The sequence below is a fragment of the Seonamhaeicola sp. genome, from assembly GCF_028281565.1.
Classification (GTDB): Bacteria; Bacteroidota; Bacteroidia; order Flavobacteriales; family Flavobacteriaceae; genus Seonamhaeicola.
In genome coordinates, this window is the sequence record NZ_JANQJQ010000014.1 from 69,045 (window position 1) to 94,921 (window position 25,877).

At 36.0% G+C, this 25,877-nt stretch carries 15 protein-coding genes; 14 read left to right on the plus strand and 1 reads right to left on the minus strand.

What is annotated here, in order from left to right:
- Positions 1–4: 4 nt before the first annotated feature.
- The 9 genes from Q0983_RS06835 (at position 5) to Q0983_RS06875 (ending at position 13,864) form a co-directional block, all read left to right on the plus strand.
- Positions 5–1,678, plus strand: coding sequence for a hypothetical protein (locus Q0983_RS06835; protein ID WP_299550565.1), 1,674 nt, complete (start codon positions 5–7; stop codon positions 1,676–1,678).
- A 122-nt stretch (positions 1,679–1,800) separates the two neighbouring features.
- On the plus strand, positions 1,801–3,738 hold the full coding sequence (locus tag Q0983_RS06840; protein WP_299550567.1) for a glycosyl hydrolase: 1,938 nt from the start codon (positions 1,801–1,803) through the stop codon (positions 3,736–3,738).
- Positions 3,739–3,779: 41 nt separating this feature from the next.
- Positions 3,780–4,970 carry a glycosidase gene (locus Q0983_RS06845; RefSeq protein WP_299550569.1) on the plus strand — a complete coding sequence of 397 codons (1,191 nt, stop codon included), beginning with the start codon at positions 3,780–3,782 and terminating at the stop codon, positions 4,968–4,970.
- A gap of 4 nt (positions 4,971–4,974) precedes the next feature.
- Positions 4,975–6,243 carry an AGE family epimerase/isomerase gene (locus tag Q0983_RS06850; protein ID WP_299550571.1) on the plus strand — a complete coding sequence of 423 codons (1,269 nt, stop codon included), beginning with the start codon at positions 4,975–4,977 and terminating at the stop codon, positions 6,241–6,243.
- Positions 6,221–7,594: an MFS transporter gene (locus Q0983_RS06855; RefSeq protein WP_299550573.1), complete on the plus strand. Its 1,374-nt coding sequence runs from the start codon at positions 6,221–6,223 to the stop codon at positions 7,592–7,594. The genes Q0983_RS06850 and Q0983_RS06855 overlap by 23 nt, the downstream gene beginning before the upstream one ends.
- Before the next feature lie 6 nt (positions 7,595–7,600).
- The gene (locus Q0983_RS06860; protein ID WP_299550576.1) at positions 7,601–9,433 is read left to right on the plus strand and encodes a hypothetical protein; all 1,833 of its coding nucleotides are present in this window, start codon (positions 7,601–7,603) and stop codon (positions 9,431–9,433) included.
- Positions 9,434–9,451: 18 nt separating this feature from the next.
- The gene (locus Q0983_RS06865; protein WP_299550578.1) at positions 9,452–11,245 is read left to right on the plus strand and encodes an arylsulfatase; all 1,794 of its coding nucleotides are present in this window, start codon (positions 9,452–9,454) and stop codon (positions 11,243–11,245) included.
- A gap of 3 nt (positions 11,246–11,248) precedes the next feature.
- On the plus strand, positions 11,249–12,532 hold the full coding sequence (locus tag Q0983_RS06870; RefSeq protein ID WP_299550580.1) for a beta-galactosidase: 1,284 nt from the start codon (positions 11,249–11,251) through the stop codon (positions 12,530–12,532).
- A gap of 348 nt (positions 12,533–12,880) precedes the next feature.
- Positions 12,881–13,864: an endo-1,4-beta-xylanase gene (locus tag Q0983_RS06875; protein ID WP_299550582.1), complete on the plus strand. Its 984-nt coding sequence runs from the start codon at positions 12,881–12,883 to the stop codon at positions 13,862–13,864.
- Between the two features lie 134 nt (positions 13,865–13,998).
- Here Q0983_RS06875 and Q0983_RS06880 read toward each other — a convergent pair whose 3' ends face one another.
- Complete coding sequence (locus tag Q0983_RS06880) at positions 13,999–14,601, minus strand: RNA polymerase sigma-70 factor (protein ID WP_299550584.1); 603 nt, start codon at positions 14,599–14,601, stop codon at positions 13,999–14,001.
- Positions 14,602–14,715: 114 nt separating this feature from the next.
- Between Q0983_RS06880 and Q0983_RS06885 the strand changes: the two genes are divergently transcribed.
- From Q0983_RS06885 to Q0983_RS06905, 5 genes are all read left to right on the plus strand, one after another.
- Complete coding sequence (locus Q0983_RS06885; RefSeq protein ID WP_299550586.1) at positions 14,716–15,897, plus strand: FecR domain-containing protein; 1,182 nt, start codon at positions 14,716–14,718, stop codon at positions 15,895–15,897.
- A 161-nt stretch (positions 15,898–16,058) separates the two neighbouring features.
- Positions 16,059–19,538 (plus strand): SusC/RagA family TonB-linked outer membrane protein, encoded by a 3,480-nt coding sequence (locus Q0983_RS06890; protein WP_299550588.1) that lies wholly within the window; start codon positions 16,059–16,061, stop codon positions 19,536–19,538.
- Between the two features lie 11 nt (positions 19,539–19,549).
- Positions 19,550–20,953 (plus strand): RagB/SusD family nutrient uptake outer membrane protein, encoded by a 1,404-nt coding sequence (locus tag Q0983_RS06895; RefSeq protein WP_299550590.1) that lies wholly within the window; start codon positions 19,550–19,552, stop codon positions 20,951–20,953.
- Between the two features lie 212 nt (positions 20,954–21,165).
- Positions 21,166–22,377 (plus strand): TlpA disulfide reductase family protein, encoded by a 1,212-nt coding sequence (locus tag Q0983_RS06900; RefSeq protein WP_299550592.1) that lies wholly within the window; start codon positions 21,166–21,168, stop codon positions 22,375–22,377.
- Positions 22,378–23,147: 770 nt separating this feature from the next.
- Positions 23,148–25,862 carry a LamG domain-containing protein gene (locus Q0983_RS06905; protein WP_299550594.1) on the plus strand — a complete coding sequence of 905 codons (2,715 nt, stop codon included), beginning with the start codon at positions 23,148–23,150 and terminating at the stop codon, positions 25,860–25,862.
- The last annotated feature ends 15 nt before the right edge of the window (positions 25,863–25,877 follow it).

The following is a 25,877-nucleotide window of genomic DNA, read 5'->3' on the forward strand; positions in this document are numbered from 1 at the left end:
TCAAATGAGAACGCATTTAAAATATTTATCAGTAATCATACTGGTTTTGGTAACCGTAATCAGTTGCCAAAAGGATGATTCTATATATGACATAAGCTGGCCGGTGCCAACAATTTCAAATGTAAGTACTTATAGCGACTACTTATCAAGCACCATTACTTTAACAGGAAATTTTACCAGAGTTAAAAACGTATACTTTGGCAATGTAGCCGGAGAAGATATTGCAGTAGCCGGAGACGAAAACTCACTAACCGTTGTAGTTCCCAGAACCATGTCGGTAAATGGTGCTCCGATTAGAGTCACTAATGAATACGAACAAAGTTACCAAACCATGGAACCCTTTATCCCACTTATCCAGGAGTCTTCAGTTACAGAAGTAAGCGATATTCAAGTAGGATTGACTTTCACTGTAAAAGGAGTAAATGTAGATTTATTAACGGAAGTTGCTGTGGAAGGTGAACCGGTGCCCGTTGTATCTAAATCTGAAACAGAATTATTATTATCAGTTTCCGGGTTGAATCTGAGAGCAGGTATGTTAGTAGACGTTTCATTCAAAAGTCTGGCTAAAAATGACATTCCAACTGCCGAAAAAATAAACGTTATCTATCCGTTTATTTCTTATGATGAAGTCATTATATGGGACTTTGAAGATGGTATTAATCCTTATCAGGGAGAAGGAACTTCCACTATAGAAGCAGGAGATGTATTAGGCAACCAGGAAAACTACTTCTCTTTAAGAGCACCCGGTTATGGCTGGGATAGAGAAACTGGAAATATTTCAATTGCTGAAACACCGGACTTTAGCAAGCTTATAAATCCACATTTAACATTTGCTGTTAGAACACCAGCAGGTAGCGCCGGGTATTTCCAAATGGAATCTCCTGGGACATGGAGACATTTTGGATATGGATTTGATACAGGCGGCCAATGGATTATCATCTCACAACCACTGGAAGATAATTGGGAAGGTGACGGCTGGGACCCCGCAACATTCCTTCCTAAATTAGGGCTTAAAGCCGGTAATGCGGGAACTAGCCAGGATCTGGATATAGCCTATGTTAAAATAACAGAAGGAAAATACGATGGTAGCCAGGAAGTGGGAGACGCACTTGTTGGGTCTACGAAACCAGCCAAAATCGTTGTAATGGATTTTGAAGACACAAATTCATGGCCTGATATCATGAATGGCAACGAGACTGTAGCTTCATTAAACTTTAGAAGGGATGACATTGATCCATTTTACGGCGACCAATTCTTCACTTACACTGATGACGGTTCACTAGGTAACTGGAGCGGTTATTGGGGACAAGCCATATCAAAAGACATGTCAGACTCTCAACTATCCGTTTTCGACGACCCTTATTTATCCTTCGCCTTGAATGGCATTCCGGATAATGCACAATATGTGATCATTAGAATTTGGCAATATGATGGGGAAATGCAGTTGGCTAAGAAATTCTTCCCTAATACAAATGGAAATTGGGAAACATTTCAGTTTAGCTTGTTTAATGATGGTTCTTTTGAAAACTGGAGCGGGAATGCGCCATATAATACCTTCTCCAGCCCAACTAACGATGTACCTGTAGATAGGATTGAAATTATTGTAAACAGAAATGACGCGAACACCATAGGCATCAGTATAGACGAAGTTGTGATTACGGAAGGACCAAGATATTAGTATTCATTGTTTGAAATTAGTTGATGTTTAGTTTTTGTTTTAGATGGGGTATTTACCTAAGAATACCCCGTTTAAAATAACCTTCTACCAATCACACTGAAAAGCATTTAAAACGTAGTATTATGAAATTAACAATCAGAACGCTTTTATTGGTTTTCCTTTTGGCAGCATGTTCAAAAGACGAAACCCCTACATTGAGTAGCGATGCTAAATTGCTTTCATTTTCTATCCAAGAAATAACCGAAAGCTTTAGTATTTCTTCAAACAAAGTAGAGACCACGCTAAAAGACGAACGAGATTTAAAAAACCTCACAGCTGTTTTTTCAATATCACCTGATGCCAAAGTATTTGTTGGCAATACACTTCAAACATCCGGTTATTCTAAAAACGACTTTACTAACCCGGTCACATATATTGTAGAAGCTGAAGATGGAACACGAACCAGTTACACAGTATCCATAAACTTTGAAGCCAAACTAACTGCTTTTAGCATCAAAGAACTTAACAACGTGAATTTCACAATAGATAATTTATCTATTACAGCTACCGTGCCTGCCGGAACAGATTTAAGCAATTTGACTGCCGAATTTACGACTACACAGAATTCCAGTTTATATATAGGAGGCACATTACAGGAATCCGGTAAAACAACCAATAATTTTGAGCAATCCGTTACTTACGATTTAAAGCAGAATAATGAAACTGCAAAACAATATACGGTAACCATATCAGAAGCTCCCAACAACCAACCTGTAGCAAATGCCGGTGAAAATAAGGTCGCTGTCTTAGTAGGTTCCAACACTAGTGTAACAGTAAGACTAGATGGCTCTAATTCGTCGGATGTTGAAGCTCCCATTGCTGCATTTGAATGGAAGTTAAATGGCTCAACCATTGGTAACACAGAAGTTTTAGATGTTGATTTGAACCTTGGCACACATAACGTAGAATTAATAGTTACGGACTCCTATGGCGATACAGATTCTGATGCCATAAGTATTGAAGTTAGAGTGCAGGGAACCTATCTCCCGATAGATTCGAATGCTACTCAGGAAACTAAAAACCTCTATACCAAATTAGCAACCCTGGCTAACGGTAGCCAATTTGCTTTTGGTCAAGAATTCCCGTTGACTTTTCAATTAAATTCAATGAGCACAGACCTAAACACTTCAGATTGTAAAGATGTTACCGGAGACCACCCGGGAGTTTACGGCATAGACCCACACTACATGCTGTATAAACCGGAAAGCCAAAAGCAACTTCATATTGACGAAGCAAAACATGCTTATAACAATGGCTCTATAGTTACTTTTGACTTTCATCAAAGATCCAGAACCGACCACAAGGTCTATTTTAATGGCATAACCACTGATACCGACAAAAGTTTGATGTATGACATTGTTAATGATTTGAATGACTCAAGAACCTGGTTTTATACGGAACTTGATGAAGTATTAGACATCATAAACAATGATTTAGGGTTCCCTATAGTTTTCAGGTTGTTCCATGAAATGAACGGTGCATGGTTCTGGTGGGGCACTCAAGCCACTAATCACTCGGCCCAACTATACATTGATTTTTATCAATTAGCAGTAGACTATATAAAAGACAGAACAAACCTTGTACTTTTTGGGTGGACACCAAATCAGACAACAGATGAAAGCTACTACCCCGGGGACACCTATGTAGATGTTGTTGGAATTGATTATTACAACCCGGTTAAAAGTAATTTAAAAGCCGAGCTAACCTCATTATCAACATTTGCTTTCAATCATGATAAGGTGGCCATATTTAGTGAAACCGGAAAGGAAGACTATGTTAATTTAACACCTACCTTCTGGACCTCAAATGTTCTGGCGGCCATTCAAGAAGGCGGAAGTGATATTAGAATTGCATGGGTATTAGCCTGGTTTAATGCGCCCTGGAATTCATCACAAAGTCAACTTTATATTCCAAATGCCAACAGCTCAACACAAATTAAAAACGACTTTATTAATTTTTACAATAGTCCAAGCACATTATTCCAACAGGAGGTAAATGCTCTAAACGTTTATAACCAATAAATTACTTAATTTAAGGTCGAGGGGCTTAAACAAAATATTATATGAATTTTTCTGAACGATTACAAAGAATTACAAACCAATATGAGGCATTGGTTGCTGCACCAAATAACAAAAAATTTAGTGTCAATGGTATCTATAGCCGTTATCAAAACCCGGTTTTAACCAGGGACCATATTCCGTTACACTGGCGTTTTGATTTCAATGAGGAAACCAATCCGTATTTTATGGAACGTATTGGATTTAACGCCGTATTAAATGCAGGCGCTATAAAGCTTAACGGAAAATATATTTTAATAGCCAGGGTTGAAGGCAACGACAGAAAATCAATATTTGCCGTTGCCGAGAGCCCAAACGGCATTGACAATTTCAGGTTTTGGGACAGACCTGTTACAATCCCGCAAACCGACAACCCGGACACAAACGTATACGATATGCGTTTAACACAACACGATGACGGTTGGATTTATGGTGTATTCTGCACGGAACGCAAAGACCCAAATGCTCCTGACGGGGATACTTCTTCTGCCGTTGCATCTGCAGGGATTGCACGCACCAAAGATTTGATAAACTGGGAACGTCTGCCGGATTTGGTTACAAATTCCGGACAACAGCGAAACGTTGTCCTGTTCCCTCATTTAATAGACGGAAAATACGCCTTTTACACCAGGCCCCAAGACGGTTTTATTGACACTGGAAAAGGCGGTGGTATTGGATTTGGATTATCTGACACAATAGAGAGCCCTAAAATAGACAAAGAAACCATTGTTGACCCAAAAACATACCACACCATTTATGAAGTAAAAAATGGTCAAGGTCCCGCTCCTATTAAGACTGAAAAAGGCTGGTTAAATTTAGCTCATGGCGTTAGAAACACCGCTGCAGGGTTAAGATATACCCTGTATATGTTTATGACCCATATTGACAGGCCCTGGGAAATCATACATAAACCTCATGGCCATTTTATTGCGCCACTTAAGGAAGAGCGCGTTGGAGATGTTTCAAACGTAACATTCTCAAACGGTTGGATAAAAGATGAAGACGGTACAGTCTATATTTACTATGCGTCATCTGATACCAGAGTACACGTAGCCACCTCAACAATTGACAAGTTATTGGATTATTGTATCAATTCACCTGAAGACAAACTACATTCTCACCTTTCGGTAGAAACAATTAATAAACTGATAGACGCCAACAAGAAAGTTTCCAACCTAACACCAATCCAAAAGTAGATTAATGAATAACAAGTTAGAAACCATCACAGAGGTCCTTGACAAAAGCCAATTTGACCTTTCGCTTCTTAAAGCTGAACTTTTTGAGGAACTCAAAAGTTTACTCGATTTTTGGAGTTCGGAAGCTTTAGATACAGAAAACGGAGGCGTAATCGGTAAGATAGATCACTATGGTAACAGATACAAAGAAGCTTCAAAAGGTTCCATCTTACATTCAAGATTACTGTGGACATTCTCTTCCGCTTACAGAATCACCAGGAACAAAGCTTATAAATCAGTTGCCGATTCTGTTTACGAATATATTATAAATCACTTTTGGGATGAGGAGAATGGTGGTCTGTATTGGGAATTAGATTTTACCGGAAACCCCATAAACAAAAGAAAACAAGCCTATGCTCAGGGTTTTGGAATTTATGCTTTCTCAGAATATTATAGAGCAACAAACAATGCAGGTAGTCTAAACTTCGCAAAAGCACTATTCAATATTCTTGAGGATAAATTTAAAGAACCCAGATATTCAGGCTATATAGAAGCATTACAATATGATTGGGCCCCGATAGATGACATGCGCCTAAGTGAAAAAGACCAAAATGCACCAAAATCCATGAATACACACCTGCATATTCTTGAACCATACACCAATCTGTATAGAGTTTGGCCAGATGACAAATTAAAGACTGGTATTCAGGAATTAATAGCCATTTTTCAAGATAAGATTATGGATAAAGACTCCGGTCATTTTAACCTGTTTTTCGAATTAGACTGGAACGTGAGATCCAACACCATTTCATTTGGTCATGATATTGAAGGGGCCTGGTTAATACATGAAGCAGCTGAAGTAATTCAGGATACCGCTTTAATTCACAATGTAAGGCAAACATCCCTGAAGTTAGCAAATATTACACTGAAAAAAGGGCTGGATACAGATGGCTCTGTATTTAATGAATACGAAAATAATCAGTACGATAAGGACAAACACTGGTGGCCCCAGGCCGAAGCTATGGTCGGCTTTATGGATGCTTTTGAAATGGAACCAAAACAGGAATACATTAAGGCCATATTTAACATCTGGAGTTTTATCAAGAATTACCTGATAGACCGGGAAAACGGCGAATGGTTTTGGCGTGTTGATGAACACGGGAATCCTAATCCTGATGATGACAAATTAGGATTCTGGAAATGTCCATACCACAATTCCAGAGCTTTAGTAGAACTTATTGAACGTATTGACAAGATTAAAAACCAAGGTAATGCAAGAGCCCATAAAATTTAAAGAAAAAGTAGGTTATGGATTTGGAGACTTTGCATCTTCCATGTTCTGGAAGTTGTTCTCCATGTTCCTAATGATATATTACACTGACGTAGTTGAACTTTCACCAGCTTCAGTGGGCACCATGTTCTTACTAACACGTTTATGGGATGGGCTAAATGACCCAATTATGGGGATTATTTCGGATAGGACTAACACCAAAATGGGAAAGTTTAGACCCTATTTGCTTTGGATAGCCATTCCGTTTGGTATTATAGGTGTTTTAACGTTTTCATCTTTCGACTTTAGTCCATCGGGAAAACTCATTTACGCCTACATTACCTATACCTTAATGATGATGGTCTATACCGCTATTAATGTACCTTATTCTTCTTTAATGGGCGTCATGACCTCCAATACTAAAGAACGTACCTCTTTAGCTTCTTTTAGGTTTATAGGAGCCTATTCCGGGGGGATTTTCATGACAGCCACAGTACCGTACTTATTAGACTTCTTTAAAAATTCAGGATCCGATAATGCTCAAAGTTATCAATATACTGTTGCTGTATATGCTATTATTGCTGCTTTCTTTTTTATAATGACCTATAAGTGGACCAAAGAACGTGTTAAGCCCTTAATAGAAAAATCGTCTATAAAAAACGACTTAAAGGATTTAGCAAAAAACGGTCAGTGGTTTATCATGCTGGGAGCAGGCATTGCTGTTTTAATATTTAACTCCTTAAGGGATGGCAGCATTATGTATTATTTCAAATATTTTGTACAAGACCAGGTTTTATCGGGCTTTGGTGAAGTGAAATGGGATAAACTCGCGGGCGCTTATATGACAGTTTGGCTAGGATCAAACTTACTTGGAGTCCTACTTGCTAAACCTGCTTCGGCTAAATTTGGAAAGAAAACTGTTTTTATCGGTGCTATGCTCATTGCTGCCCTGTTCAGCTTTATTTTTTACTGGGTGGACCCCAATGCTGTAGGCACCATTTTTGCTCTTAATTTAGTTATTGGACTATCTGCAGGTATTGTTTTACCTCTTATCTGGTCCATGTATGCAGATATAGCCGATTATTCCGAATGGAAAACAGGCAGAAGAGCTACCGGACTGATATTTTCATCTTCTTCTATGTCACAAAAAATGGGCTGGACATTAGGAGGTGCCATTACCGGATGGTTATTGGCAGCCTATGGCTTTGAAGCCAACACAGAGCAAACTATGGAATCATTAAAAGGCATTAAAATGATGATAAGCATCTATCCGGCACTTGGCGCCCTTATCTCTGCACTTATTCTGCTAGTATATAAATTAAATGACAAGTATATGGATCGTATCACTGACGATTTAACATCCAAACGACAATAAAAAGACATGAAAAAAACATTAATATTAATAGCGATAACAATGATTAGTTTTGGTTGTTCCAAACCTGAAAAGAAAGGCTTTGAAAACTTTATAACCAAGGAAGGCTATAAACTAATGGATGGTGATAAGGAATATCGATTTATTTCCATGAACATTCCTAACCTAAACTACATAGAGGACGAATTAAGTTTTTCAACCAACAACCCATACCGATATCCGGATGAATTTGAAATCCGTGATGCCTTTGAAACAGTTAAACAAATGGGTGGGAAAGTGATTAGAATCTACACACTTCCGGTAAAACGTGAAGACGAACCGGACAATCCGACTTTCATTACCGGGCCAGGCGAGTTTGTAGAAGAAGCTTTTGCGGTGAACGATTTAATGCTAAAGATTGCCAATGAAATGGAAATCCGAATTATTTTTTCACTTTTAAATAATTGGAAATGGATGGGTGGCGCACCGCAATACGCTGCCTTTAGAGGAAAAACCTTTGAAGAATTTTGGGAAGATGAGCAATTAATCAACGACTTTAAAAAAACCATTGAGTATACCCTTAACAGAACCAATACCCTTACCGGTGTAAAGTATAAAGACGATAAATCCATTCTATGCTGGGAAACAGGGAATGAACTAATGTCCCCCTACTCCTGGGTTAAAGAAATAGCGGGCTACATAAAAGAGATTGACACCAATCATTTGTTAATGGATGGATTTTATGCCATAGATAATTACAGGTATGTTCATAAAGAATCTGTTGAAGACCCTAATGTTGACATTTTATCATCACACCATTACGAACAGGATCCATTTCAACAAATAGAAAATATCAAGGCGAATCTGGACATTATTCAAGGCAAAAAACCATATATACTTGGAGAACTTGGATTTGAAAGCACCAGTGCCCATGAGCGTGTGTATGACTATATCATATCGAATAAAGAGATTGCCGGAACATTAAACTGGAGTATTCGATCTCATAGACGGGAAGGCGGTTTTTACTGGCACTCAGAACCTGTAGGGCATGGTTTATACAAAGCCTATCATTGGCCGGGTTTTGCTTCGGGACATAACTATGACGAAAAAGGGCTTCTTGAACTTATGAGAAACAAAGCTTACGAAATTGATAGTTTAACACCTCCGGAGTTACCTAAACCAAAAGTCCCTAAACTACTACCGATTGAAAACGTTTATGAAATTTCGTGGCAAGGTTCAGTTGGAGCTTCAGGATATAATATAGAAAGAGCCGAAAAAGAAAGTGGTCCCTGGAAACAAATAGCCTATAATATTTCAGATGCAGACGTTCAATATACTTCCTTATATAACGACAAAACTGCCGAATTAGGAAAATCATATTTTTATAGAGTTGAAGCCCAAAATGCTTCTGGTAAATCACCCAAATCAAACGTCATAGGGCCCGTTAGTGTTTCTGCTAAAGCGTTAATTGATGAAATGGGTAATTTAATGACACTCTATAGTTATAAAAATCTTACCGTTGAAAAAGGGGAAGACAGAAAATTTAAAGAAGACACTGAGCGTATTCAGGGAGAAGCTGATAGTGAAATTATTTATTATGTCCCCGGGAGTATCAAAGACATAAATATATTTGCTTTTGAAACGTCTTCAAACACAGGGTTAGAGCTTTCAGTTTCCGAACACGGAGAAGAATTTCTGCCAATATCAACAAGTGTTTTAGGTGAAAACAAAGGTGAAGGTGACTACGGGTATTGGAACGCAAAACTTTATAAAGGCAACCACCTTGAAAACAAGGTGTCTTTCTTAAAAATTGGCTTTAAAGAACAAGTTCAAATTGGAAGGGTTTTAATAAGCTATCAATAACACTTTAATGCCTAAAATATGTGCCAATATCTTAGTCTTTTGAAAGCGGCTTCCGGATTAGTAAGTTTTATTCTTATCATACTATTCTTTTCTGCATGTAAAAACGATCCTAATTATGCCGAAAAAAAACAGCCAAATATTGTTCTTATTGTAACTGACGACCAAGCCTATGGAGACTTATCTTTCACCAATAACCCAATTGTAAAAACGCCAGCCATTGATTTACTTGCAAAGGAAGGCGCTTTTGCTGAGAATTTCTATGTTAGTCCGGTTTGTGCTCCAACAAGAGCCAGTATATTAACTGGCAGATATCATCAGCGCACAGGAGTGACCGGGGTCACCAGAGGCAGGGAGAACATGAATCTGGATGAAACTACTTTGGCAGACATTCTTAAATCACAGGGTTACACGACCGGCATTTTTGGAAAGTGGCATAATGGAGCGCATTACCCCTATCACCCATTGGGAAGAGGTTTCGACAAATTTACCGGGTTTACCTCCGGGCATTGGACAAATTATTTCAACACAACTATTGAGAAGAATGGAAAAGAATTTAAAACCGTTGGCTATCTAACAGATGTTTTGACTAATGAAGCCACAGATTTTATTTCTGAAAATAACAAAGAAGAGCAGCCTTTCTTTTGCTACATACCCTATCAAACACCACATACGCCACTTCAGGTTCCGGATAAATATTTTGATAAATACAAAGCGAAAGGTATTGATGATTTTAATGCTTCCATTTATGGAATGATTGAAAACATTGATGACAATGTTGAAAAAGTAATTAGGAAATTAGATGAGTTTGGAATCAGAGAAAACACAATCATAATCTTCATGTCTGATAATGGCCCACTCAATTTTAGATACAACGCCGGATTGAAAGGCAAAAAAGGCGGTATTGATGAAGGCGGCGTTAAAGTGCCATTCATCATTAACTGGAAAGGTAAAATATATGCAAACACGACGATTTCTAAACCACTGGCCCATATAGATATTTTACCTACACTATTAGACTTAATGGATATAGAACATTCTTTTGAAAATAATATTGATGGAGTCAGTTTCAATGCACTATTAAAAGGCGAGAATAATTTTCCTGACAGAAAGTTATTCACTGAATGGAATAGCAAAAAACGGGTCCGTTCAAACGATTTTTTATTAATTAACGAAGCGTTATTCAATTTAAAATCAGACCCAAGTCAGTCCATTAATATCAGAGAACAATTCCCAACAATTTTCGATTCCTTAAACAACGCTTATAATAAGTGGTATACGTCTGTAAAACCTACTGAAATTACTAAGCGCATCCCCATTGGTTATAATGATTATCCAAATACAACTTTGCCCGCTCACGAAGCTAATTTGCACCCCTCTTTCGAGTTTAGAAAAGACCGAAAACATACCGGAATCGCTTATCATAGCTTATACGGTTGGGCCCATGATTGGATTGATTTCTGGACCAAACCGACGGCATATGCTACCTGGGACATCGATGTGGTAGAAACCGGTGACTATGAAATCAAACTAAAATATGCACTAAACAAGGAAAATGTTGGCGTTGAACTTCTAGTTGAAATTGACAACCAAAGACTATCCATATCAGATTTAGAACCTTTTGAGCATGGTAGTTTTAAGAATTACGACCGTATTAAAAGGGACCAGGAAGCTCCGGAAGCTGATTGGAACATGGTTTCTGTTGGAAAATTTCACTTGTCCAAGGGAGATAAAACACTAAAGATTAAATCAGCTAAAATACCTGGCAAAAAATCAATTGAACTAAAAGACATAATCATATCACGATTAAAATAAATTATGAAAGTAATAATACTTATAATCCTATTGGTATCAATAGGAAGCCTGTCCTCATGCGCCGGTTACAAACGAAAATTTGTTAAAGTTGAAAACGGCGCATTTATACACAAAAAGAAACCTTATGTATTTATTGGTTCCAACTATTGGCAAGGCATGAATTTAGGAGCACCGGATTCCGGTGACCGGCAACGTTTAATACAAGAGTTAGATGAGTTAAAAACACTTGGAATTACAAACCTGAGAGTTTTAGCTGCAAGCGAAGGCGATAGCGACATGAAATATTGTGTACATCCTGCTTTACAAACCAATCCGGGCGTATACAATGAAGATGTTTGGAAGGGCTTGGATTTTCTTCTTTCAGAAATGGCTAAAAGAAATATGAAAGCCGTCATGGTACTGGGCAACTTCTGGACCTGGAGTGGTGGGTTCCCTCAGTATTTAAAATGGGCTAATGCCGGAGATATTCCATTTCCGCAAAATGAAGGCACATCCTGGAACGACTTTACAGACTATTCACAATTATTTTATTCGAATGAAGTTGCTCAACAAATGATGTACAACCACATCGAGAAAATCATTAACAGAAGAAATAGCATTACCAAAAAACGCTACAGGAAAGACCCGACCATAATGGCTTGGCAACTTGCCAATGAACCCAGAGGATACAATGCTTCTGAGGCTTTCGTAAAGTGGACAAGAAAAACATCAGCCTTTATTAAGAGCCTGGACCAGTATCATTTGGTATGCTTGGGAACAGAAGGCAATACAGATAAAGAAACTGCGGGCACCAATGTTTTACGTGACAACAATGATGAAAACGTAGATTATATAACCATGCACATATGGCCGCAAAATTGGGGTTGGTTTAATCCTAAACAAGGTGAAGAAAAATTTAAAGAAGCCATTAAAAAAGCTGATAATTATTGGGGCACTCATGTAGAAGCTGCCAAGTCATTGCAAAAACCTGTAGTGTTGGAAGAGTTTGGTATTGCCAGAGATAATTCGTCATACAACCCCGATTCCGAAACTATATGGAGAGATAGGTTTTACAAACATTTGTTTGGTAAAGTGCTCAACTCTATTCAAAATAACGGCCCTGTAAAAGGTTTAAATTTCTGGACTTACTCCGGGGAAGGCAGGCCTGCAAGACCTGGAGAATATTGGAAACCCGGAGACACCTTTTTAGGTGACCCGCCTCATGAATTACAAGGCTGGTATGGTGTTTATAATACTGACACATCAACCTTAGAACTGATAAAAAGTTATTCTTTTAAAGTAAATTAAGTAAGCAGGAATATGACACTGCTAAAAACTGTTTTCAAAGAGATATAGAGGAACTAAACGAAAAGGAAACGAATAAAAAAAGGGCATCAGTTATCTCAGTCGGTATCAACTAAAAAAATGATTAATCTTTTTGGTAAAGCGCAGAAAAAAGTTTAAATCAATCTACTCATTCACCTATCAAAAATTTTTAAAAAGCAAAGAAAAACTTAGTTTTTAAAAGGATTGTTAACTAAAAAACAACAATTTTACCAGTAATAGTCCATTTTGTCTTACCTCATATTTCATTGCAAAACTACTTTCATTCACAGATTATTTAGAATAAAGTTTACCCTATTACAAATATTTTTTATGCGTTATTTAAAAATAAAAACATTAGCAATTTTAGTTTGCCTACTCAATGTTTTAAATTGTAAAGAGAATAAACCTAACACGGTTAACTCACAAAAAATAGTTTCTCTTAAAAACAGATTCGAAGCCAATTTTTTCATTGAAGCAGCTATAAATAAAGGAATCATTGAAGGAAAAGATTCTTTAAGTTTATCTCTTATTAAGAAAGAATACAACACTATTACTCCTGAAAACGATTTAAAATGGGAACAAATTCATCCTAAAAAAGACACGTTTTATTTTGATATAGCCGACAAATATGTTGCTTTTGGCGAAAAGATAGATGCGAATATTGTTGGACACACTTTGGTATGGCACAGCCAATTGGCTCCATGGATGCATGAAGACATGGACAGTTTGGAAATGTTCAGCCACATAAAAAACCATATTAATACCATTGTCAGCAGGTATAAAGGGCGAATTGACACCTGGGATGTAGTCAATGAAGCCTTAAATGAAGATGGCTCATTGAGAGCATCCTTATTTCTAAAAACTATTGGAGAAACCTATATAGAACAAGCATTTAAATTGGCTGCAGAAGCAGACCCTGAAGCACTATTAGTTTATAATGATTATAACCTTTGGAAACCTAAAAAAAGAGCCGGGGTTGTCAGACTGGTAAAACAATTACAATCCAAAGGAATTAAAATTGACGGCGTAGGCCTGCAAGCGCATTATAGCCTTTTAGGTCCAACTATTGAAGATATTGAAAATAGCATTATAGCCTTTTCGGAACTAGGTATTAAAGTAATGATTACTGAACTTGATGTAACCGCACTACCAAATCCATGGGATTTAAATGGTGCGGCAGTAGAACAGAGTTATGAGCGATTTGAAGGTGACCCTAAAATGAATCCTTATCCAGTAAAATTAACTGATTCCGCTCAAATTAATCCTACCTTGAGCACGGATAAAATCCTAAGTTTTAGCCCTAAAAAATTTTAGTTGTTCCTTCTTTAACTCTTATGAGAATAATTTTATATTAGCCTAGAAAGAATCTTGCGCTCAGATAATCTGTATTAGTATTCGAAACTTTCCTAAATGCTTACAATAGATTATGCACAAAACCAAAACATGTCTCAGTACCGTCTATAATTTTGTCGAGAAAATAAAATGAACAGTTTTATAAAATCATTTCCCTTATCAATTAGCTTTTTTCGTAAAAACTTCAAAGATCTGCTTATGTGAACTTCTACAGTGTTTACAGATATATCAAGTGCCTCGGCAATCTCACGATATTTATAACCTTGTATTTTGCTTAAAAGGAATACTTCCTTTCTTTTAGGAGGCAAGGCCTCAATTGCCGTCCTAAGTTTAATCAATTTTTGCTCAATAAAGTCATCATCCTTTTCAATAATATCATTAACAACATTCAACCTAAGCTCTTCAAGCTGATTATTCGTTTTCATTTTCAAACGATAATGACTTATATATAAGTAATATACAGATTTGTATAAATAAGCTTTAAGAGAGGTGTGGATATTCAATTTTCTTCTCCTTTCCCATAGTTTAAGCAAAACTTCCTGAACAATATCTTCAGCTATAGTATCATTATTTGAAAAGCTGAAAATGTAAAGGCATAAACTATCATAATAGGTGTTATAAATATAATCAAAGGCCTTTTTGTCATCGACTTTCAATCTATCAATTAAGTGTTTATCACTATTTAAAGATACAATCAACTTCTGAATTAATTATAGTTTAAGATACAATAATAGTAAAAGTTAATTTTAAAGTAGTGGTATTTTATAATTTTCCGACACATTAATAACAATACTCAAAATATATCCAATGAAATGAGAAAAGAAAAGATTTATAAAATTATAGTTAGGTATTTAAATAATGAAATCTCAAAAGAGGAAGAGGCTCAGTTATTACAATGGATTGAAAAACCAGAAAATAAAAAAGAGCTTGAAGAGTATATTTCAATGAATTACTTTGTTAACAAACATTTCATAAAATTTAAAGGCAAGATTTCTTCGGAAGAGTTTTTAAACAATATAAAATCAACAACTGTTAGAAAATCACCTAATTTCTTTTTTAAGTTTTCTAAGTACGCAGCTGTAGTTGTCCTGCTATTAGCCTTTACTTATTTCCTAACTATGAAGAAGGATGATGATCAGAATATTGAGCGGCCGATAATTGTTAATAATGTTAAAATAGGAACTGATAAGGCAACTTTAACTTTAGATGATGGTACCGATCTGGTTTTAGAAAAAGAACAAGATTATATAACTGATAATTTTATGAGTAATGGAAAAGAATTGGTTTACAATAGCTCGACAAATTCTGAATCAAGTCAATCCGCCAATGAACACATAACAACTTATAATTACTTAACCATTCCCAGAGGCGGTCAGTATTTTGTTAAACTATCAGATGGTACTCAAGTATGGTTAAACTCAGAATCTAAACTTAAATATCCAGTAAGTTTTATTGACGGTGAAACCAGAACAGTCCAATTGATATATGGAGAAGCTTATTTTAAAGTTTCCCCAAGTACGAATCACCAAGGTTCTAAGTTTAAAGTACAAACGGATGCTCAGGAAATAGAGGTACTAGGTACTGAATTTAATATAAAAGCCTATAAAGACGAAAGTTTTATTTATACAACATTAATTGAAGGAAAAGTAGCTGTACATAATACTCATAATTATAATGTATTGTCTCCCAATCAACAGACTGCCCTAAATCTTGGCACCAATAAGTTTCAATTATTAACTGTTGATGATATTTATAGTATAACGGCTTGGAAAGAAGGTGTTTTTAGTTTCGAAGATACCTCTTTAACTGAAATAATGAAGGTGTTGTCAAGATGGTATGACACGGACGTGATATTTGTTAATAAAGAAACAGAAAAAAAGAAATTTACAGGAATCTTAGATAAGAACCAATCAATAGAAAAAATATTATCAACAATTTACAGTACCAACAATTTAAACTATCAAATAAATAACAAGACTATCATTTTTCGATAAAAAAAGGGGATGAGGTTAGAATTTCTCACAAGACAAACCTCAATTTCCCCATAATTCCGATTAATTAATTAAATGTTTAACTAACTAATTCAAGCAAATTTATGGATTTTAAATTAACTGATGTCCTTTTCTTTTTTAGAAAAAAACTCCTACTAAACATTATGAGAACTTTTATATTCTTATTGTGTACTACGGTTTTTAGCTTTACGCCCAACAATGTGTTATCACAGAATGCTTCAATTAATATTGAAAAAGATAAACTCATAACCGTAGACGAAGTCTTTCGTATTATAAAAAAGCAGACTGATTATAGATTTATCTATGAATCAGATATGTTTAAAGGTTTCCCAAAAGTATCTGTTAAAAGAGGAACTATAAAAGCGAATCAATTACTTAAGTTAAGTCTTTCAAAAGGAAATTTTGATTTCAATTTCATTGATGAGAATACTGTTGTAATTAAGAAAATATCCAATATACAGCAAGAGGTGACAATTTCTGGTAAAATTGTGGATGAAAATGGTATACCATTGTCAGGAATGACAATTTATGTTACAAATAACAAACCACAAGGAGAAAACCTAAATAGAGAATTTTTAGTAAGAGGAACTACATCAGATCTTGATGGTAATTTTTCTCTATTAACCGAGGTTGGTTATTACTTAGTTGCCTCTGGTATTGGATACTCATTTTATTCTGAGGTAATCGTTGCAGAAAAACTGGTGTATAATATAACTCTTGAAGAACAAATTAGTGCTTTAGATGAGGTAGTGGTTGTTGGCTATGGTTCTACTAAAAGAAAAGATGTAACCGGATCTGTATCTTCAGTTTCTGCCAAAGAAATTGTAGATATGCCAGTTGCAAGTGTAGATAATGCCTTAGTAGGTAAAGCTTCAGGGGTTCAAATTATTAAAGCCGATGGATCTCCGGGGGGAGCCGTTCGCATTAAAGTAAGAGGAGGAACATCCTTGTTAGGAGGCAATGACCCTCTTTATGTTATAGATGGAGTTCCAGTAACTGTTACAAGTAATAATTACATTTTTGATGATATTAATGTTGCCAGTCCTATTGAAGCTCAAGGGTCTGGTGAAAGTTTTAATAATACAGTAAGTGGTGCCTTTGCAAGAGGATTAAATAATCTTGCCGGGCTAAATCTAAATGATATAGAAACAATAGATATACTAAAAGATGCCTCTGCAACTGCTATTTATGGCTCTAAAGCTGCCAATGGTGTAGTTATTATTACAACCAAAGGAGGTAGCTACAATCAAAAAGTAAAAATAGATTTAAACGTCAATACTAGTTTCAGCATTCCAATAACACAGGATGTTATGAATGCACAGCAATTTAGGGACTTTCTTACAACTGCTGCTCAAAATACAAGAGATCTTCAAAATGCAGGAAACAACCCATTTTTATTTGCAGGCGCCCTACCAGATCTTATTTTAGATTCCCCTGAAACCTTTTTTGGCGAAGCAGATACTGATTGGGTTGATTTGGTAACAAGAACAGCTAAATCTACCAGAGTTGATTTTTCCATAAGCGGAGGCTCACAAAACACAAAATACTATACCTCGTTGGCTCATGCAGAACAAGAAGGGACAATAATTAACACGGGTTTTAAAAGAATAACCTCTGTTTCCAAACTGGATACTAAATTTTCTCACCGACTATCACTATCTTCTAAAATAGGCTTGTCGTTTTCACAAAATGATTTAACCAACGGTGTTTTTGCACAAGCTTTATTAGCAAGACCAGATTTTTCTGTTTTTGACGATAATGGTGACTACACAGTAATAGACACAGAGTTTTCAGGAATTCAGAACCCGGTAGCTTTGACTAAAATTGCCAATGAAGCAAAATCTTTTAATCTAAATGCATTTGTAGCTTTAGAATATAAAATATTAGAAGATTTAAAATTCAGGTCTTCGTATGCTATTGATTTAACTAGATATGATCAAACAAGATTTGCTCCTAGTTTTGTAGACCTTTCTGATGGGAATGGAAGATTTTTTAGCCCAGAGGCAGAAGGGAGCGAATCTACTAGTAAAAACGAACGTAAGGTTTTTGAAAATTATTTCACATGGGATAAAGAATTTGACGAAAATAATAAATTAAATATAATAGCAGGTTCAGCCTGGGAGGTGTTTGATACAGATTTCTTTTCGGCTTCTGGACAGGGTTATCCGGATGATGTAGGGTTAATCAATTTGGGCTCGGCAGTAAACCGAACAAGGATTGCAGGTGGTGCAGGAGGCAATTCACTGTTGTCTTTTTACACCAGAGCTAACTACAATTATCGTGACAAGTATCTTTTTACTTTTACTGGTCGTGCAGATGCGTCTTCAAAGTTTGCCCCTAAAAATAGATGGGCAATATTCCCATCAGGAGCGATTGCCTGGAGAGTTTCAGAAGAAAACTTTTTAAAGGATTCTAACTGGATTGATGAAATTAAACTAAGAGCCAGTTTAGGGTTGGTCGGGACTCAAAATATTGGTGATAACCTTTATAGAACATTATATGCTGTAGGGCAATATGCAGGTAACCCCACCATATCGCCAAGTGTTTTGGGTAATAATGATCTTAAATGGGAAGAAACTTTTCAACAAGATTTTGCACTTGATTATTCATTTTTTAAGAACAGAGTTGCGGGTACAATTGGATACTATAGCAAGTCTACTGATGGCCAATTAATTAATATTTCAATAGCTCCCAGTTCTGGTTTTTCTAATTTAGTAACTAACCTTGCAACTATTGATAATGAAGGATGGGAAATAGATTTAAGACTTGATATTATAAGGTCTAAAAACTTCAGCTGGTCTTCTAATTTAAATCTTTCTACAAACAAATCAAAAGTTACCAATATAGATGGAGATCCTTTTTCAGACCCATTTAACAGAGATGTAAGATCAGTTCAGTTAGGTACCAGTATTGTTAAAGAAGGTGAACCCCTAGGTCTATTATTTGGTAGATTGACTGATGGAATAATAGATGATCAAGATGAACTAGATGCCTATGTAACGGAAGCCTTTGACAAATTAGGTTTTGTCGCTAATTTTTTCTTTGGAGATGCCACTATTGGATCGACAAAATATATAATTGACGAAGAGGAGTTCTGGAAACGCGGTATAATTGGTAATGCTAATCCTGACTTTTTTGGTGGATTTAGTAATACGTTTAGGTTTAAAAATTTTAGTATTTATACCTTGTTTAACTTTACCGTGGGTAATGACCTTATTTGGCAGCGTGATGTAACAAACCGTCAACCTGGTATTCGTACCGTTAGAAACTTTAGTCCACTTGCCTTAGGAGGGTATTCGCCCGATAATACAAATACAACAAGACCCCTACCTTTATTTGGAGCATCGAGCTATTTGACGGACCAAAATGTATATGACGCTTCCTTCATTAAACTGAAACAGCTAACACTAAATTATAGCTTTTCTCAAACCTTGATGGATAAACTTAAAATATCAAATGCTTCTATATATTTATCGGCTTCAAATTTATTCACAATCACAGATTATCCGGGAATAGACCCTGAAGTAAGTGATGACCCTTCAAGCATTATTGGAGGGGGGAGAGATACAGATAACTTCCCTACCAGCACAACAATATCATTAGGTTTTAAAGTTGGATTATAAAATATACGATTATGAAAAAAACGTTTATATACTTTTTATTTACTGCAAGTTTTTTGTTTACTTCTTGTGAACTGGATGAATTACCAACAGGTCAGTTGATCGAAGAATTTGCAATAACAGATGCAAATTCTGCAGAAAATGCTCTAAATGGTGCCTATCTTGCATTTGCAGGACAATCCGTTGATTGGATTACCGGCTTAGAGGCAACTAATTGGATGGAGGATCATGAAAGAATACCATCATACCTTGCCGGCACTGCATTCTTTACTGGAAATCCACTTTTTGGTGTAGCCGATAATGTCGTTAGTTCAGATGAATCTGCCCCAATTTGGGTTAATAGATATGCCTTAGTTTCTGCGGCAAATGGTGTTATTCAATCAGTTGAGGGTTTATCAGATACTGGTTTTGAAGATAATAGAAAATCAGAGATTATTGCCGAGGCAAAGTTTTTAAGAGCTTACGGTCACTTTTCGCTGTTAACTTATTACGGGCAATATTATGATACCAATAGTGAATTTGGTGTAATTATCAGGAACAGTTTAGTAACTGCTACAGAAATAGCAATTAGCAGAAGCACGGTTGCTGAGACTTATGATTCTATTATTAGTGATCTAGATGAAGCTATTTCCGATATGCCTGCAAGTAATGAAATTTATTACGCAAATGTTTGGACGGCAAAATTATTAAAGGCAAGAGTATTATTATATAAAGGTGATTATTCTGAAGCTAAAAACTTAGCTTTAGATATTATTAATAATGGTCCTTATCAGTTAGACAATATGCAAGGGCTATTTCAGTTTAACGGATTTAACAGTTCGGAGGTGATTTTGGGAATTCAACCTTATGAAACTCAATTTGCCCATCAGAGAGTCTATCTTTATCATTTTTTCTTTGGACAAGGAAATACATTAACAACGACTTTTACAGATCTGTTAAATGGAGATCCAAGAAGACCTTGGATGGTTGGTTTTGACTGGGATGGAAATAATAATATTTTAACTAAGTATGGTCAGTTCCCAAATCCAAACGGTATTATTGAGAACTCATACGCTTTTAGATTGACCGAAGCTTACTTAATAGTCTCAGAGGCCTTTGCAAGAGAAGGAGATGAAGACTCATCCAGAACCTACCTAAAAGACGTATTAACGCAAGGTGGAATAACCGATTTTTCTTCGGTTGATGCTGCGACAGGTGCAGATCTTTTGTACGAAATATTTCTAGAATATTATAAAAATATGAGCTTTGAAGATGGCCATGAATGGTTTGCTTTACATCGTCTTGTAGATTTTGAAGATGTCACACAATTAAGACCAGGTATTGAAAGTATAAATCAATATATACTGCCAATCCCAAGAAGAGAACTAGAACGAAACTTCTCGTTTGGGAGTCAGAACCCAGGATACGATAGTATTTGAGTTAGTAGATCAGCTTGCTTATCTAAAAAAAGATAAGCAAGCTGTTATTCTTCAATATATAAGCAATTATTTTTTTTGCAATTGGGCTTCATTCAGTCTCAGATAGTTAATTAACAAAACAACAAAAAGAGTTGAGAACGGTAGTCATCTTTTGATTTAAACAGCAAAAATTTTAAAATGTAGAACAAATTAAACGCAAAAACACTCTAATCATGAAATTAACTGGTATATTAAAAGCACTGCTTGTAATAATTTTAATTAACAGTTGTAAGGAAAAGTCACTTGAAACTGGTAAATATCGTATTGATGGAACCGCAATCGGGTTACAAAACGGTCAGATTTTTATAGATAAAAACACGGGAGTAGATACTGTCAAAATTAAAAACGGGAAATTTCGAATAGAAGCGCATACAGATGATCCAGTATCTCAGCTTTATCTTAAAAAAGAGCGCTTATATGGAAGTGGCACGAATCCTGAAACAAATCTTCATCTTTTTATCGAACCTACCATTGTAAAACTAACTCTTAATTATAATGATTTTTCAAAGTCAAAACTGATTGGTTCTAAAACTCAAGATGATAATTATAAACTTATCAACATGTTAGAGATTATCCGTAATAAATACAAAGATGAAGCAGATGAAGTTGATAGAATTAGAAAATCGTACTATAATGAAGCAATGAATGGAGCCAGCAAAGAAAAATTAGACTCTATAAAGGATAAAAGTTATAGAGCTGAACAAAAAATATACGCTATGCAGGCAGAACAACAAATTGCAATAATGATGTTTATCAAAGAAAATCCAAAATCCTTTGTAAGTATGTATCAAATGTTATTTATGATACGGAGTATGAAATATGGCGAAGCAAGATCAATATATGATAATTTTGACCCTTTGTATAAGAATTCAGAATTAGGAAAACGATTACTTAATAGTATTGAAGATATGCAAAAAGGTATTCCTGGCACCGAAGCTAAAAATTTTAATACCATAGATATTTATGGCAATTCAATAAAATTAGCCGACTTTAAAGGCAAATATTTGCTCATAGATTTTTGGGCCAGTTGGTGCGTCCCTTGCAGAAAAGGAAATCCGCATTTGATTTCCCTTTATAATAAATATCACTCAAAAGGTTTAGAAATTTTGGGAGTAGCATCAGATGATAATGCACCCGATGCATGGCGTAAAGCAGTAAAAGATGATAAAATTGACATTTGGCATCATGTGTTAAGGGGGCTTAAAAAGGTAAATGGAAAAATAGACTATAAGGACGTATCTACCGATATTTGTAAACACTATAACATTAGCACCTTACCAACCAAAATTTTGATAGATCCCGAAGGAATAATTATTGGTCGTTATGGAAGTGGCGGCGGAACTGATGATGACATGGATAGATACCTAGCAGACTTGTTTGATTAATTTAATTATTAACAAATACTTAGCAAGTTTTATGGTATTATACCTCCTTATATGATGTATTATTGTAATATGGCTATTTTGAATTCCAACGAAAGGACCATATAAATGCACCTTCTTTCTTGTGAAGAGCATTTGATATGTCTTTTGTGTAAGTACGAAGGATTTCAATACAGTAAAATTATGGAGTACCTAGGGTTATCACCAAAGACTGTTGAAAACCAAATTGGTATTGCTTACGCCATGATAAAAAAAACTACTCACAGTTACTATCATATATTTAATACTAGAAAAACTAATCTGACTTTTTTAACAGTCAAAATATATCATCCTTTATTCTGTACTGAAGGTTGACATATTATCGAACCAAAATTTATTCAAACATTACTCAAATAAAAACCTCATTATTAAAGACTCCAAATCTAGTGCAGCAACCATGGAAGGAATCAAACTTTTTTGGAAATATAAAGATTATTTATCGAGAGGCGTAATATACTAATGCTAATTAGCAGAAATAAAGGACGCTACATCAATTCTTTACTATCCGATTTGTCTTAAATAAAATTCCATTAGGTAGCTTATAAATCCAAATAGAAAAAATATTATATCCAATATACCGACAGCAGATGAAAAAATTTGTTAAAGTTTTAAATACTTTCTAAAGTTTAATTAGTAAGTGATATATTTGTAAAATCATAACACATATTGATTAATAAATCAACTGAAAAACCATGCATCAATTTAAATTTCTGATATGCTGTGTCCTATTGACTATGCTATCATGCAACAAAACCAAAACTAACCTAGAAAGCAATGATTTCTATGCTTACCACACCAGCTTAAAAAAGTCTGATAAACCCCACGAACGCTATGAAGATTTAATTGTTAAATTAGGCATTGGCCAATTGGAATTTAGAATCGATAATGCCTACGCTCCCATATGGCGTGTTGGAGATAAAACCTTTCCTCTTGAAGACCTTTACCCTAATCGCGAAAAAGATGACAAATCAAGGTACAGCTATGTTAGATTATTGGAGGAATCTGATAATCAAATAGTAGTACACTACAGGCATACCCCCATGCTTTCCGGCATTTTTAAAAGCATTGATGAAAACCCGCTATACAAAGGCGGTATTACCGATGTGGTCCATGAGGTTTTTACAATTAATAAGGACTACTCCATAATAAGAGAAATTAAAGATGCAACTGGAACGCGATATGAAGATTGGGTGCATCCAGATTTTGGTTCCCTACAAAAAATCCAACTAAAGCCAAACGGGATTGATCACAGCGCGCTTAACCAAGGAAAGTTGGCACCTATTTACCCCAGAAAAGCTTTTGAAGGAAATCCTATAATTCACACAAGTCCAGAAAACGTTGCCCTAGCCATCAAATTTGATGACGGCATGAAGTTACACGAAGACAATACTCTGGAGTCTGTTTCGGGAACCCCATGTGATATTGAAGGTGTCTCTACTCATTATACCAAAGGAATCTCAGGCACCGCCTTAGCTTTTGATGGCTATTATACGTCTGTTTCGTTACCCACCGATAAAACGCCTAAACTGAGTAAATCTTTTACTATTAGCGCTTGGGTAGCCCCTGATGCCTACCCCTATAATAATGCACCTATTATCCATCAATCAAAAGGTTGGGGGGCTGAAGGTTTCTATTTTGGATTAAACCCTTATGGTAAAATCATATTTAAAACTAATGGAGAGGAAGTGCAATCAAAGTCCAAAATAGATTTTGGCAAGTGGTCTTTTGTATCTGTTTCTGTTAGCAAGACGGAAGCTACACTATCTATTAATGGGAAGGTTGAAGCAACAAAATCACTCAAAACACCAATCAATTTCATAAGCGCTCCCATGCAAATAGGCATGAACAATGAGTTGGACAGGGGGTCTGATTTTGTAAGAACCAATGATGAAAACATAGATTATTACATTGGTTTTCAAGGATTAATAGATGAAATCCTCATTCAAAATATAGCCTTAGACAATAAAGCTATGGCCACCCTATTCAACAATACGAAACCCTCAAATTTCACATCTAGCTTAGCACTAAGTGTACTACCCGGACAAAGTGAAACAGGAAAGTTTGGAGCTTACTATGCCAACTTAACCCTTAATAATGCTTTATGGGATAATTTATGGCGAAATGTTGCAAACCCAGATATAGCCGTTGAGTTTGACGGTGTTAAGGGCTCGGTTAAATTTTGGCGTGGTACCAATTATGCATCAAATTGGATTAGCGACAATAACATTTGGATGGCCGATCAAAGTACCGAAACTTGGGGACCTCATGGATGCTCTGAACACATGGCAGATAAACAAAATCGACAAAGCTTTGCAAGAATCATTGAAAACAGTCCGGCCAGGGCCATCATTCATTGGAAATACCCTTGTGTAGATGTTGGATACATTAACAATAATGACGACACCAATTGGTCTGATGAATATTACTATGTCTATCCAGATGGAACTGCCGTTAGAAAGGTAAACTTCAATGGTAGAGGATTACCAGAAGATGAAGAGAGCGAGGACACCTTTTCGTATGAAGAAGAGGAAGAAGAAGGCGAAGAAGAAGCGCTTTCCGAATTTTCACTGGCCACAATGGCCTGGGGAGAAGAGATGAGCAAATACAGAGACAAATTTTATCATCCGGAAAACGACACCTGGAATGAAGAAAATATAGGAGCCAATGGCCCCGGATTCCAAGATGTACAAATACTGGTTTCACCTGGAATAAAAGCCCTGGATCTAGTTGGATTAAATGCTATGGATGTTGCTAACTTAAATGGAGAGGTTCAGAAATTACAATGGGAGCTACCAAATAAGTCCCCATTCGTTCAAATTCATGATGCATCCATTGAATTAATAAAAACAAAATCGGAATACAGAACATTTGAAGTATTTCAGGGTGGCTATATTACGCCCTGGGGCCTTGCCGAGAATTCTGCCTACACCGATGATCCTTTTGCCGGACCATGGAACCACTGGCCGGTAAACCTTCTGCCCTCTGATGGACGCTACGCTATTGGTAACGATCGCATCGGACATTTTGCAATCGGAGCGAATGACTTCTTACCAGCCGTTGGTGCCATGGTGCTTCACGGGATGACCAATCAAAATATAGAAACATTAGTGCCCTTGGCCAGATCATGGAAATTACCTCCGTCTATAGAACATATTTCTGGCGCTTCCTCTGTTACTTATTCTAAAGAACAAAAAGCTTTCTTAGTGGAATCTACAGGTGATAGCGTTCATTTTGAAATAATGGCTTCAGAAAAGCAGCCTGTAGTTCATCCAGCCTTTGTCATCTCTAATTGGAACGGCAATTTCAATATAAAGGTAAATGGAGAAACCATAGATACCAATAACTTAAAATCGGGTATAGAAAGAGATACCAATGGTAACATGAGATTGGTTGTATGGCTTAAATATCACAGTGACAATCCGGTATCGATTGATATTGAAAAATCATAACATGATAACAGACAA

Excerpts from the sequence above, each read along its gene's own strand:
- Q0983_RS06835 (WP_299550565.1), top strand. The coding sequence starts at position 5 with ATGAGAACGCATTTAAAATATTTATCAGTAATCATACTGGTTTTGGTA.
- Q0983_RS06865 (WP_299550578.1), top strand. The coding sequence starts at position 9,452 with ATGTGCCAATATCTTAGTCTTTTGAAAGCGGCTTCCGGATTAGTAAGT.
- Q0983_RS06900 (WP_299550592.1), top strand. The coding sequence starts at position 21,166 with ATGAAATTAACTGGTATATTAAAAGCACTGCTTGTAATAATTTTAATT.
- Q0983_RS06895 (WP_299550590.1), top strand. The coding sequence starts at position 19,550 with ATGAAAAAAACGTTTATATACTTTTTATTTACTGCAAGTTTTTTGTTT.
- Q0983_RS06885 (WP_299550586.1), top strand. The coding sequence starts at position 14,716 with ATGAGAAAAGAAAAGATTTATAAAATTATAGTTAGGTATTTAAATAAT.
- Q0983_RS06855 (WP_299550573.1), top strand. The coding sequence starts at position 6,221 with ATGCAAGAGCCCATAAAATTTAAAGAAAAAGTAGGTTATGGATTTGGA.
- Q0983_RS06875 (WP_299550582.1), top strand. The coding sequence starts at position 12,881 with ATGCGTTATTTAAAAATAAAAACATTAGCAATTTTAGTTTGCCTACTC.
- Q0983_RS06860 (WP_299550576.1), top strand. The coding sequence starts at position 7,601 with ATGAAAAAAACATTAATATTAATAGCGATAACAATGATTAGTTTTGGT.
- Q0983_RS06905 (WP_299550594.1), top strand. The coding sequence starts at position 23,148 with ATGCTATCATGCAACAAAACCAAAACTAACCTAGAAAGCAATGATTTC.
- Q0983_RS06845 (WP_299550569.1), top strand. The coding sequence starts at position 3,780 with ATGAATTTTTCTGAACGATTACAAAGAATTACAAACCAATATGAGGCA.
- Q0983_RS06850 (WP_299550571.1), top strand. The coding sequence starts at position 4,975 with ATGAATAACAAGTTAGAAACCATCACAGAGGTCCTTGACAAAAGCCAA.
- Q0983_RS06870 (WP_299550580.1), top strand. The coding sequence starts at position 11,249 with ATGAAAGTAATAATACTTATAATCCTATTGGTATCAATAGGAAGCCTG.
- Q0983_RS06890 (WP_299550588.1), top strand. The coding sequence starts at position 16,059 with ATGAGAACTTTTATATTCTTATTGTGTACTACGGTTTTTAGCTTTACG.
- Q0983_RS06840 (WP_299550567.1), top strand. The coding sequence starts at position 1,801 with ATGAAATTAACAATCAGAACGCTTTTATTGGTTTTCCTTTTGGCAGCA.